Source organism: Pseudomonas sp. NKUCC02_KPG, from assembly GCF_019345465.1.
In the GTDB taxonomy this organism is placed as follows: Bacteria; Pseudomonadota; Gammaproteobacteria; order Pseudomonadales; family Pseudomonadaceae; genus Aquipseudomonas.
Genome location: NZ_JAHKRC010000006.1, coordinates 257,010 through 270,539, shown reverse-complemented (window position 1 = coordinate 270,539; position 13,530 = coordinate 257,010). Strand labels below are relative to the sequence as shown.

The following is a 13,530-nucleotide window of genomic DNA, read 5'->3' as shown; positions in this document are numbered from 1 at the left end:
ATCACGGTTTCGGCCACCAGCCATTCGGCACCTGGATGTCCAGCGACGGTGCGAATACGATCGGTACCTGAGTGCCGTCCACGTTGGCGAAGAGTGTCACGTCGAAACGCAGTAGGGCATTTGCGGTGCATGGCTGCATGATCTCAAACCATCGGGCACAGTCATCTGCTAGTTTTCTGGCCAACACCTCCAACGTGATGGAGCCTTCAGATAACCCATCAGCCGCTTCGGTCGTGAGTTGAAGATCGTTGGCTAAAAGGATCGGCAGGTCGCTCCATAGCCCGGTTTTCCCCTCGGGGGCTGCCGCAACCTGGTAGCTGTGCGTGATGGTGATTTTCAGCAGACGATCCTTGGCAGCGGCTCTGGTGGCCTCGGCAAGCGGCGTCAGCGCGCTGACGATCGCTCCCACCAGCGACGGACCTGAGTCGAATGTAGCGCTTGGCATCGTGATGATTGGAACCACCGGCGAGGCGAATGAAACGTGTGGAGTTTGGTAGACCAGAGCTCGGTTGGTCTGGGCACCACCAGCACCGGCAAGATTCGCGTTGCGCACGATCCACCACTTCGACAGTGCGGTTTGCCGCGTTGCAATGTCGAGGTCCTCCCATACTAATTCGAGGGAGCCTGGAGCCGTATCGGATAGCTCCGTGTATGGGTAGCTCGTGACGAACCAGCAAGTTGTACCATCGGGCGCGTCATTTCCTGCAGGCGAAACTGCGCCATGAGCCTGGCCATTAATGGTCGGCCACATGATGGACGCACCGCCGCATTGATCGCCAACCCACGTCCCGCTGGCGAACAATTGCAAGGATTTCTGTTCGTCGAACGCGTGAATGAAATTAAGCACATAGTCCGTGCTTGACTGTGCCAGCGGTGTTTCGTCGCTGATTGCGGAGTGAGGTCCCTTGCCTGATAGACCTCGCAAAGCCGCCCATGAACAAGTGACGACTGAGATTTGATCGAGCAGTGCACTGATTACCTGTCGTGGTGTTGGCTTGCCTGGCTGCGTACCAATGCCCACTTGTTGCAGGGCGACTACGGCGGGCCTCAAAACCGGCCAGGCTGCCATGAATGATGCCAGCGCTTCGTACACCGCTTCTATTGTGCCGAGCTCCGATGCAGACGAAAAAAGCTGCTGGTTACTGAGCGGCTGGTTGTAGGTCAACTTCATCCATAATTCGTCCTGCGCCTCCTTTTCAGCCAACACCAGGCTCGTGGAGTAGTTCCATTGCAGCACTGCAGCGCCCGAGTGAAGGACGGTGACTGGTTTCGTCTGCTCGGCACGTTGTGTCAGTAGGACTGGAGAGGCGGGAAACTTGCGAACTGGTACTGGCGCATCGATTATCCCCAGCGGCAAGGCCAATGGGTCTTGCGTTAAATCGAGAACGAAGCGTAGCCACTCGGATGGGGTATACCCATAGGCTGACTCCGCTTCCTCGATTAGATGCTCGACAAAGCGCGCAGAGTACGTGAGGTCCAGATGCAGGTTGGCATCTTCACCAGCATGCGCCGCAGTCAACAGGAAGTTGAGAAGACTGGGTTGCGACGCAGTACTTGTCACGATCGGTAGCTTGGCGCTGGTAATGCTGCAGGCGGATGCAGGTGTGGCGGCGGGCTCGCCGGCTGTTAGGCTGCCAAAGAAGCGCGGGGGCACAGATCCGACCCCCGCAGTATTTACCACCGTCACGTCAGCCGGCATCTGTACGACAGCAGAAACCGAGTAGGCAGTGGAAAGGGCGGTCAACACGCTTTGTTCGTATTGATCCTGGGCAGCGCTGAGGTCACCGCTCGGTAATAACGGGAATACCGGTCCGACTCCCTTTGCCAAGGCCTTGGCCAGTGTTGCTTTGTACCCCATAAGTGTCTGGTAGTCGCTACCGTCAAGAGCGGCTATTACGATGCAGTTGGCCGGGGCGAGAATTTCATCGACGGCGGATAAGAAGCTCTGCGCCCATGCGTCAATATCGACACCGCTGAACGTCTGTCGGGTGTAAGTGGGCGTTAGAGTATCGAGATCATAGACCGGCACCTGCGCGGGGCCATCCATAAGCTTGTTATTGAGTGGTAGCAGTGTGAAGTAGCTCGCCTGGTTTTGCCGAAAATCTACGTCTATACCGTGAGTTTTACTCCAGCGCATGCACCACAGCGATGCGCCGCCATTGCCGGTCGCCGAGCTCTGCGAGTCAGTGCGCACTGCGAGCCTAGCCATACCGTTGGCGCCGTCGAATCCTATGAAACAGGCCTCGAACTGTTTGGCGAACCAGTCGAGACCGACGTCCTCGACAGGCGTTCCACCATCAGCCGTTGCGCGCTTTTGCGCACGAACGGTCCCTCCAGCCGGAGGGTCAAGATCGGCAGCGACGGGCATTGCCACCATTACTGCGCCAGGCATGCCGGTGCGTGCCATCTCGTCCACCAGATCGGCGGGCCGCTCGAAAGTGAGCGTGACCGTCACAGCAAACAGGTCGTCGCTGCGGTTTGCGAGGTCGGTCTTGTCGAATGGCAGTTGCAATACCAGGGGCACAGACTCTGCGGCGCCTCCGGCAAGTGCGGTATTGAGTTCCTCGATTACCCTATTTGCGAACATAGCGAGCGCGTTCTTGATGACATCCCCATCACCGATCTTCCCGCCGTTCGAGGGCAGGACCGTTTGCGTAATGGTCACTGTCGTATGCGGGTCCGCCAGTTGGGCGGCCACGGTTGCATAGCGGCCCAACGCGGTACTGATCTGCTGCTTGGCACGGTCTTCAGCGGTTGCCACGGCGCCGGGGCTCAACCCATACACGCGCACGTGAGCCAATGCTGGATCGGTGCGGATCACAAGCGCCGAGTCGAAATGTACCGATAACTCCAGCTGGTCTTTTTCAAATCGATAGGCGCAGCGCACGCCTGGCCATTCCATCGGAGCAATTAGCGCATCGTTGTAACGCACCGGGAAACTGATTGTGAATGTGTCGGCTGCACTATTAAGTGCGTTACCGAACACATCGTTGACCCGCAACGTCAGTGCTGGCTCTCCGCCGACGGCCGCGTAGGGGAGCGCCGTGTCTCCGACTTTTGCGCCCTTGGCTACGAAGCGATAGGCAGGCACTACCTGCCGGTAAGTCTGGCTGCTGGCGTCGAAGCCCGCGGGTCTCGTGTTTCCGTATGCATCGGGGTCGGCGCTGTCAGTCGAGGGGCTCAGTGCGACACTCCACAACGAGGTGTCAAATGGCACCGCACTGCCGGCAGCTGCGCCATCGACTCGAAATTGCATCAAATGGTAGAGCGCGGCGATCCAGTCGGCGTCATACAGCGTGCCGGACTCGCGTGTGAGCATCGTATTCGCGAACGACCAGCCGGCCTCGAAGCCTATGCAGCCAGGCGGATAGGATGGCTGGTACTGCAGGAGCGGATTGCCTGCTGCGTCAGCGAGGCCGATGTAGAGCGTACCGTCCACGCTGGCTTGCGGCGTGAACGCGAATGCATTGTGCCAAGGTTGGAACGTGTTTGACTCTGGGAAACTCACGAGCAGTGTGAGGGTGGCTGTGTCACCGTTCGGAATCCCATCAATCGGAGCCGGCTGCCCCTTGGGCGTGAAGATACGTACGGGAAGTGGCTGGCCGGTTGCATCGGCGTACCGCATAAAATAGCCGCCAGATTGGGTAACACTGACTTCCCAAATCATCTGAAGCAGGGCTTCTATGCGTTTTAAGTTTTCCGATGTGTCGGGGTGATCAGGATCAGGGAATAACGTGGAAACCGGGCCCAACGTGTCGTCGCTCACGCGCAGCATACTCTCCCGCATCTGCAGGTTGGCCAGGGAAGGTTCGCTGCTGGTCGACAGGTTGGTTTTTGCGAGCAGTACAGGCTGTGTGGCCAACGAAAGCACGCCAGACTGAAAGCCCGTGGTGTCGGCGTTATACAGCACAGAGACGGTCGCCCCCACCAGCGAGTTTGCGCTGAGCAGCGCGTGGATGCGTTCACGGGTCTCGTTGTCTGAACCGCCGACACGGTAAATATCGGTGTAGTAGGGGTTTACCGGGCCGCCGCCAGAGTCAACGCTCCCGGCTTCAGCACGGTTAACCACGGAGATTGGCACCTGAATCATCAGGGCCGGTATAATTTTTTGGGTTCCGGCCGAGTCGCGGGTTTGCGGACGACCGGTCTGGACCGTAAGTGTGAGCGGCGCACCGGCATACTGCCGAAGCAGGGCAGGAGGGAGCGGCACCAAGAAGCGCGCTTCCTCCTGGCACTGCCACGGAAGGCGCTCCCGAATGGCGTACCAGATTGCTTCGCTGCGCACCGCTGGAATCGGCGCAATACTGATATCAGGCGATGCGGCGAGGAGTTTGCTGCGGCGATGCCAGATCGGCCGTGGCACCGGGGGTACGGCCTCCACCGGCAGGGTGGAGGTGACACTGCTGTCACCATTGGCGAACTTAACCGGAACCTTAAAAACCGGGCCCTGCGAGGCTGGTGCGAGTGAGAGGGTCGCCGTGAGGGAGGCGGGCTGCGCGCCGTTTGTCGTGGTAACGGTGAACTGTTGCCCGTTGAGTGCATAGCCTGCGCCGATGTCAAGCGTCGCCAGGTCAACCTTTGTAAAATCGGCCGGGGTGGTAGCGGGGTCAGGGATACGCATCCCGTTCATCAGGTAGCGTGAGCTCAGTCCACCTAATGTTCGTACCAACGCGTCGTCTGGTAGTGCGCTTGGGGAACCGCCAGACCGTTCGCTATCCGCGAGGCTGCTCGCCATTTGACGGCATATCAACAGAAAGTAGTCTCCGAAGATGTAGTGTGTCAGCGACGGACCCTTCGGCGAATCTGCATTCGCGGTACCAAAGCGAAGCGCGCCACGGCTGTCCGGGTTATCGGTAAGCATGCTGAGCGAAAGCTGTGCGAAGTATGCTTCGACGACCTGGCGGTAATCCGCGTAGGTACGAGCATGATCAGCGAACACGACGGGCGTATCGTTCCCGGCCCAGGTCATTTGTAGGCAATCGAACATGGGGAACAGCGCCCAATCCCCTACAGCCGTGCCTAGATCGACTGGGTTAAGCGTGAAATTCACCTCAGTGCACAGGCAGTGCTCCAGTTTCGTGTCCCAATCTGCGGGCGTCAGACCACGACCCTGGCCAAGGTTTGACACCACATCGATCCAACTGCCTTTGTTGTTTGACCAGGTGCGCAGAAGCCAGGTCGCCAGCGTGGTCAGCAGTGTATCGAGTGCAGTTGTAGTATTCGGCGCGTCGGCCCCAGGTGCGCCGATGATCAGCGTGGCAATGCCAACTGCACTGCCAGCGTCTCCGGCGTAGACCACCGATGGTTGAAGCAGGAATGATAGCGCCACTTCGGCAGGTCCGGCAGTGGCGGTGGGACTCCATGTTGGCTGGCCAGCCGAAGCGGCGTCGCTGACCAGGCGGGCGCGATGTTCAAGCAAGCTGCGCTCGTGGTGTTCGATTCCGCGATGTGCCCAGTCGTTCATGCCATGGAAGGCCGGGTTGAGCGGGCCATTTAGACTTGCGGTGGCTTTGCCGCCAGAGATTTCGAAGCTAGTTGATATCGTGGTGTGGAAGCCCACCGAGATGGTAATAAAGAAGATTTTGATGCGTGCTTCGGCATCCACGCGCGCGGTTATGTTGATGATCGTGCCGTATTCGGTTTCGAACGCGATGCCGGCCACGACTGACAATCTCACAAGTACCGATAGCTTGACGACGGCGAGGTCGACCTCGCCCTGCAATTGACCGACGATGCCGACTGTGGCGGCAAACCAATAATAATCGGGAGTTCTTGAGACAGAGCTGCCTGCGGCATCCCGCCACGCGAGAATACCCTGGAATGTACCCTGCGCAGTCAGCGACAGCGAAGCCGAAAAAGGCCCCGCGTTTATTGATCGTCCAACCCCGAACCACATCGCGAGGCCGAATGTCACGATAGGGTTGTAGGCTACAACGTCCTTGACCGCCGCCGAACCGATTGCCTTGAGAGCCATTGTTGCGCTTGTCGGGTTGTCGCCGCTTCGAAGTTTTCCGAAGTAGAAACCGCAGCCACCGGTGAAGATGTAAACCTGCAAGCCGATTGACTCCGAACCAAGCGGCCAGCCAACGCTGACCTTGAAGTCTCCGTTCGTGTATATCCAAATTTTGAACGAGGGCAGGGTGAGCGCCACAGCGCCGAGGTTGATTTGACGGTACTTGGTGGGCATCGTCAGTGCGCCATAATAGACGCCTAGATGCGGACCGAGTTTCTGGTACAAGATCTCGAAAAGCAGCCCCTCAAACTGATCGAGCGAGCATGTAATCTCCAACCCATAGAGTACGGGATCATTGAAGACAGCCCGGATTTCCCAGCCGCGCACGAGCAGGTGCGCAGCAACGAACCAGTCACGCGACGGGTCGTAATACTTACCGAATCCTTCGAGCAGTTTGCGGGGGTCGTTGGTGATGAACACCGATTCAAGTTCGTTGAACATCTCTTTGATTGGATCATCCTTCGTCAAGTCCGCGGTCGGCCCAAATCGCTGTCCGAGGCCGAGATATTTCACCTGGAAGTTGCTGGTGCCCTGTGAGGGAATTGGAAACGGATAACTAACTACAGACGTCTTCTTGTCTTCATCTTCCTGCAGGCCGGCCAACACTCTGCCAGGAAACCCGCGGTGTAATTGGCCAGCCTCAAGGCGTTGCAGCTTTTTGAACGACTCCTGTTCGGAGAACTGAACCCGGGCGCTCACGTCAAGACCACCTTTCGACTTGTCGTAACCAACGATCAGGTCGTAGACCGTGAAGTTGGGCTCAACGGTGATAGGGCCATAGTTGCCACCAAGTTTAATGCCGTAATCGCCCTTTTCGAAGAGCTTCACAACCAGTTGTACCGCCGTTTCTTCGCCGATTGAAACCGTCAGATAAGGAGCGATCTCTACAGCAAAGATCTTGCTCCAGGGCAGCGAAGAGCTCAGATGTGCGATCTGCTTCAAGGCATCGATGCCCAACATCTTTGCAATTCGCTCAATGAGCGTGCGCAGGCTGATAGGCTGCTGCGTCGATTGCGGCCCCAACACGAATTGTGTGGGGCCGTCGCCGACTGCAAAGCCGAACTGCAGGCCATAACCTGCCGCATTGGCACCAGCAGCCGCAACATCGAATGATGAAGGCAACTGGAGGGTGGCTTGTACGTCTAGCGTGAATCGCGTCATGGGCAGGGCTCGTGTCAGCCGTTTGATTTCGATTTCGGTGATTCGTTGGTTGCACCGAATACCGCGCCTTGGATGGACAATACGCCGGGAATCAGATCAATCCCCTCACCGTCCGGCCAGATTGCCGACATGGCCAGGGTGAACAATTTGTTCTGATCTTTGGATGCTGTACCCGGCACCTTTATATGGAACTGTTCAACCGCAACGTCTAGCGTTGCAAGCTTTCCGATTATCTTGTCGAGCGGTGCTGGCAGTTGATCGGCACTTGGAATATTCACTCCGAACTGCTTGTTAAACCAGGCCGTGAAGTCGTTGAGCGTACCGAGGTCGACGGGCTCCGGTAGCGTGAAGTCGATGCCTTCAGTCTTCATCTTGGAGATGTCGTCTGTTGACACCGGCACCATCGTCCCGTGGAGATCAAAGTTGAGGCCAAAGACTAGTTTCGTAGCGGGTGGATCATCCTTTACCAGGGCGACCGGGCGGTTTGCTGGCGGTTTGCTTGCGGGCGCTTTTGTTTGTGGTGATTTTGCTGACGGCTTGCTCATGCTTGTTTCTCCTTGCCTTAACGCTACGGTGGGTGATGTAACCGATGGGCAACGCCTGGGCGTCGCTGGTGAGAACCTGCGCGTCGACGGCTCCTTCCAGGATCTCTGTTAGCGGATAGGCCGTGCTGCCGTTCGCGATGTAAAGCACGCCGGATACCGGGTCCTTCTGCACAGTGATGGCAACCGCCCACAGCCCGGCGAGAGGCGAGTCAACCGGCACCTTGATCGGTAGGCTCCAGCCGTAGAAGTCGTTGAGTGCCCTCATCAGGGCACGGATACTGCGTGCGGCGAGTATGGGATCGTCGAGTTTCATGACGTCTGCGTGGCTGCAAGACTCCAACCCAGATTGCCGCCGCCAGGATTTCTGGCGTCCGCAAACAGGATGAAATCGGTGAGAACCTTCGGCGGAAGCGTGATACCAAACACACTCAGTGCCACGTTGTTGAACATCAGCACATAAGCGGGCCCTTCATTTGTTTTCACCAGCCCAAGGTTGGCCGCTGAGAATGTGGTTTTCAGTAGGCCCTGCAGATTGAATCCGAATGCGCCTGCGGTGACCTGCGGAAGCAGTACAAACAGCGCAGCGCCATCGTCGTCGGGCGTGTAGGTGCTAGGTCCCCAGGCGACGATGAGGGACGCGTCGAGCGTGGCGTGCGCATCCGCCAACGCTCCAAGGGAGCCCAGCGGCAGTGAAAATTGCAGTGCGTATTGCGGCTTCGAAGCGATATACGCCACCTGGGTCTTGATCGTATTGACGCCACCGGCGACGGATGAACCCGCATTGGGTATGGCCACTACTGGCACACTCGTCTCGACTCCAGTCAGCATCGGCACCTGAACAGGCAGCGCTCCGAGCGCACTAATGTCGAGTCCGGCCTCGTTATGCAGGATGGCCTGGAGCTTAAGCGGCAGCATGCGCGCCAGTGCACCCGTGCGTAGTCCGTTGCGATCGTCAGCGGCCATGAGCTCGGATAGGTCAGGCGCGATTTGAGGTGGGCCGATACGCGCGCCTTCCGCATTGAGGCTGCAGGTGATTTTGAACGCGAGGTTGCTCAGCTCAACACCAGCGTTTCCCGCACCGTACGAGTACAGGTCGAGCCCCTCCACACCGGGAAAGGGATTTGCTGCGAAGGTGAGCGTACCGCTTAAGGCAAAACGCGAGGCAATCACGGTGTCGGTATTCACGGACGTGTCCCGGGATGTGTCGTGCGTTGAGACCGGTACAAGCGTTGCGCCGTTGATCAGTAGGCTATCGATCACGCGGATGTGTGAGCCGTCAGGATTGAACTCGAATCTGCCATGCTCCCCGTCGTTGAACGTTACTGTGCCGACGTCGCCACGCTTCTGATAACGGCCCGCCACTACCACTGTGTTCGGTACCATCCCTCGGTTGGGAGTTGATCCCCCAAGCCTTACCTCACGGCCGAACAGCCTTTGGATTGTCATGCCGACCCGGCAGTGGAACTGGGTGACGATCGACTTGTTGATCGCGACTGCAAGTTCCTGAACAACGAATGCGTAGTCTGTTTGGTTATCCCCAGAGGGCGATGATTGGGTGTCTTTCGTGTGGTGGTAGATTACGCCGAACAAGGAGCTTTCGAGTATCTCTGGTTCGTGGTCCGCGCCGTCGCCAATTCGGTTGGTTTGTACGCCGAAGTGGTGGGCGGTTAACTGTCCATCGATGCCGGCCAACAGCATCTGCAGATCTTCCGGCATACCGTTGCCGTTAATCGGTGCGTTGAATGCAAGCATACCGGTCCAGGAAGGGTCCATAGCCCGGATGCGGAAGTCGGAGAACGGATCGTCGGTATCGCGACGCGCACTTTGCGCAATGTTCAGGGCCTCTTGCAGCTTGAGCTGTGCGTACCTCACGCTTGCGGGGTTGCCGATAAAATAGTCGGTATCTGCCCAACCTTCTGGTGCACTGATCAGATCGGCGAGGCTCTGCGTGGTTGCATACTTGAATACCAGAACAGTGTCTCGGCCGGTGGTTGCGCCTGGCGCGCGCGCAATTTCGAAGTTAAAGCCGGCGACCTCGATCAAGCGACTGATGTACGGGAATCGCTCCCAATCGTTGACGACAAGAAACAGTTGTTCGCGCATTAGCGTGCTTGCCAGATGCGCGTCCACCACACCGGTTGCCTGATCTGCGTCGAACGACAGCGTCTGCTCGCCGTAGCGTGCAAGTACCAGCGAACGCCATGTGCCGATCTCTGGAATTGCAGTGCCCTTGAGCTCCGACAAGAACGCGGCCGTGTTGGTTTGAACCAACATTCCCTGCGGTGTTGCGGTGCGGGCACCTGGCAATTGCGTGCCCTGTTCGCTGATGAAAAGGGGAGAGGCAGGTGCGCTGCCACGAATCAGAGAGCCACGGAGGCAGGCAATCACCTGTTTTTCGTAGCTGGTCAAGCATGCGCCATCTTGAACGTCGCAATCGGCCAGCGCGAAAACGCCACCGTAGAACACCATCGGAAATGCTTCAGAGCTATTATCGTCGGCCGTTGGTGACTCAAGCGTCGAGACCAGAGATGACACGGCCGATGGGTAGTACATATCTATGGCCACCGCTCCGCGGCCAAAACTCACCGAAGCGCCCGGTTGCGCATAATAACCGCGCGTTGCTGGTGTCGACCCCGGGCGAATGCGTACCCAGGATGTCGAATAAGGTCCTTCGAGAACCGGTCTGGTCTCGTCCCCCAAGGTCAACGGTTGCCGGCTGAGGTGGGTTGTGCCAAACGATCTCGAACACGCCGGCATCGAAGGAAGGAACTCGATGACATCACCACTTGCAACACGCAGATACTCGGTACCGAGCATGCCGCACGATAGCTTTGCCATGCCGCGCGGCACTGTCAGCAGGAACGGCCCCAATGGCGCGAGATAGGCCGCAGGTGAGTTGCCACTGCCGGGCCGTGCCGCTGGATAGAGCCCTGCCCGCGCCCCGGTCTTCGGAGCAATCGGGACCATCGTAACGAGTTCGCCCGTTACGGTTCGGGCGACTGTCGACACCAGCTCGTCAAGTGGTTGCGACTGAAACAGGAAGCGAGTTCGCGCACCATCAAGCGGGGCGAGCGGGTCCATCTCACAGTCGAAGGCGAGCAACGGCCAGTCGCTTTGGGGCAGGGGGGGCAAGACAGGATAGCGCAGTTGCTTGAATCCTTGCGTCTGCGGATCCACGTAAAAATAGCGCAACTCTCCCCCCGGAAAACCATCGGCTTGTGGGTCATCCGCGAACACCCCGAATAAATCGTATGCATCCCAAAGTGATGTATAACTCAACAGTCCAGGAGAGGCCGGGTCAAACGATAGGGATACCGTGAAGTTGTCTGGTACCAGTGGCGTACCCTGATCGCCATGACGACGCAGTCCAATACCGCTGCCGGCGAAACTGGCTTTTCCAACGTCCGGGAGCAGCTTCAATGGCGTACCGCTCGGCAGGAACAATTCGACATGACCGAACGGAAGAACGCCGTTGGAGCTTCCGACTTTTCCGCTGTCTGGTGACATCTGCAGCAGAGGTACCTTAACGTAGGCCCATTGCTGTGGCGGGGTTTGGATCAGCCACGCCACGCCTCGTACGGTGTGGTAAGGCTCATTGATCCCGAGCGCCACCACGATAGAGGACGGGTTAAGCGGCTCTGATTGTGACGCGGAATAAAACAGGAAGTACCCCGACTGCTGCCAAGCCTGCAACAGCGTTAACTCGGAAGGAGCAAGGTCAGGACCGCCCGGCAACAGCAGGAAGCCCATCCGGACAGCAGATGGACATACTGTCGAATACAGCGCGAAGCCGTCGACGTACGCAATTTTCGTGAAGATCAGGTCAGTTTTCCGTTCCATCGGATACACGATCTCCGTCGAGCTGATACCGCATCAAACCCTGTGTGCTAAAGCGAAGCGGTTGCCTGAAACGGCATCGCTTTCGATCTGCATGAGCAAATGGCGTCTTCAATCACCCTGCCGTGGGCAGTGAACCGCGATTAGGTGATCGCGGCGCACGGTTATCTGGGCCGTCAGTGTTGAGCGGCTTGAGCGCTCAAACTGGTGGTGATCGAGGTGATTTTGAGCACGACTCCACGCGCCGTAAGCAGGATCGCTTGGTTCTGCGTGAGATACAGAATCAGGTCGTCATCGAGGCTCGTATCGACTGGGATATTGACCGTGGTATTACCGGTTCGGCTGGCCCATGGGAAAACTAGCACGTTGTCGCCGTAAGAGAATACGGCCGTGTTATCCGTCGAGGGATACTTCGAGCGCTTCACGCTCAGTGCCGATGGAGTGTATAGCGGCGGGTTGGTGCCAGTTGACCAGCCTGCGATGGGGCCTGCGTCGTTGTTGGCGATTAGCAGTTTTGAGATAGTTTCGTTGTAGCTGTTGAAAACAGTGACCTTGCCTACCATGAGATGCTCCTTGCGTTAATAAGCGGGCCTGATTGGCAGTCCGCTTGCCAAAAAACTGATTGAAATCAACCGCAACTTGGACACTAAAGAGCTCAAGGTTGGCGAAGCACACTAATTTGGTATTCCTCGTGAGAGGCCTGCGTGCCGTCTGTGACCAAGTATGCCCAGTGTAATGAGGAACCCTAGGCTAGCAATTCAGTGATGGCAAATTAAAATCAAAAAAACTTCAGTGGTATGGCTCTCGAGTGGAGATGCCTAAAGCATGTCCTCGAACTGGGTTCGAATGCGGCGCTTTGAACGATTAAATCTAGACCAACATGCGTCCTTGGCAGATAGCCAATGTTATTTAACATGTGGGCGATGTCAGATGTTCATAAGTGGCTCGCGGGCCCGACATTACAGATTCAATATTCTCGGAATTAACTCGCCTGTTCATCGATTTGTGTTCATAGAGCTAGTTTCCAGGACACTCCTAAGCTCTGTCTGAAAAAAGGTTTCGCAGACACCGCATGACACAAGCCAGCTAAACCATCGCACCATAACTTTTTGCGAGCTTGTCGACGCGTGTCACAAGTCGGCGGTTCTCTTTCAGCCAACCGAACATACGCTCGATCACATTACGTTGGCGGTACTTGGGGCGATCAAACAGGCGGGGTAATCCAGGCTTGGATTTACGCGTCATCTCTTCGCCATGCTCGCGAGTTTCAGCTCGACTCGGATGACGGGAGGGAGAATCGTAGGCTACGGGATGCGTCGGACGAATTGGTGGACGCCCTGGAGCGGGCGTCCGAAGGGGGCTCACTGAGCAGGCTTAACGCGAGAAATTCTTCAGGACAGTAGCGGCAGCTTTGAGCGCGACGCCGATAACCTTGACCGTGCGGTACGTTTCGTCCGGAGAGGTGACCAGGTGAAAGCGATTGGGCAACTGGTCCCGGTAATGCTCCAGCCGACGACGTTCTTTCGCGGTGAGATCTTTGCGGGCGAGCTCTGCGTGGGTGTGAGCGAGCTTATGCTCGAAGTCTTGCTGCCAGCCGGCGCGGAAGAAGTCTTGGATCCAGCGAAGGTTCAGATAGAGAAGCCCGGTCACGGTGAGGGTGAGGGTGGCTGTCTGGGGCGTCAGATCACCTTGCATCCAGAGCGCTAGCCCGAAGATGAACGGCATCGAGATGATCATGCCCAAGTAGGTCATTCGGGTCGGCGGGTCACTTCTCTTACGCATATGGAGTCCCTTGAGATAGAGCGGTTTAAGGCGTGGTCATGCTCGCACTACAGTGTGCGGTCATCCTGGATTTTTGGTGTCCATTTGTTTCATCACGCAGGCGCGCCTGGCAGGAGTCTTGCCTGGGGAGACTGCAGCGAGCACTGGCGCGTGACAGTGGTTCGTGTGGGCAGAAAGCCAGTATGATCTGCC

7 protein-coding genes are annotated in these 13,530 nt (G+C 57.5%); all 7 read right to left on the bottom strand.

All coding sequences use genetic code 11. The features are described 5' to 3' along the window. Nucleotide 1: 1 nt before the first annotated feature. Complete coding sequence (locus KO536_RS10755; RefSeq protein WP_219261906.1) at nt 2-7,174, bottom strand: hypothetical protein; 7,173 nt, start codon at nt 7,172-7,174, stop codon at nt 2-4. Between the two features lie 14 nt (nt 7,175-7,188). Then, on the bottom strand, nt 7,189-7,719 hold the full coding sequence (locus tag KO536_RS10750; RefSeq protein ID WP_219261905.1) for a hypothetical protein: 531 nt from the start codon (nt 7,717-7,719) through the stop codon (nt 7,189-7,191). Then, a complete protein-coding gene (locus KO536_RS10745; RefSeq protein WP_219261904.1) occupies nt 7,631-8,032 on the bottom strand; it encodes a hypothetical protein in 402 nt (133 codons plus the stop codon). The genes KO536_RS10750 and KO536_RS10745 overlap by 89 nt, the downstream gene beginning before the upstream one ends. After that, nucleotides 8,029-11,559: a hypothetical protein gene (locus KO536_RS10740; RefSeq protein WP_219261903.1), complete on the bottom strand. Its 3,531-nt coding sequence runs from the start codon at nt 11,557-11,559 to the stop codon at nt 8,029-8,031. The genes KO536_RS10745 and KO536_RS10740 overlap by 4 nt, the downstream gene beginning before the upstream one ends. Nucleotides 11,560-11,732: 173 nt before the next feature. Beyond that, nucleotides 11,733-12,119, bottom strand: a complete 387-nt coding sequence (locus tag KO536_RS10735; protein ID WP_219261902.1) for a hypothetical protein — start codon at nt 12,117-12,119, stop codon at nt 11,733-11,735. Between the two features lie 523 nt (nt 12,120-12,642). Beyond that, nucleotides 12,643-12,921: a transposase gene (locus KO536_RS24540; protein WP_374105702.1), complete on the bottom strand. Its 279-nt coding sequence runs from the start codon at nt 12,919-12,921 to the stop codon at nt 12,643-12,645. A gap of 9 nt (nt 12,922-12,930) precedes the next feature. After that, nucleotides 12,931-13,338 (bottom strand): hypothetical protein, encoded by a 408-nt coding sequence (locus KO536_RS10725; RefSeq protein WP_219261901.1) that lies wholly within the window; start codon nt 13,336-13,338, stop codon nt 12,931-12,933. Nucleotides 13,339-13,530: the final 192 nt, after the last annotated feature.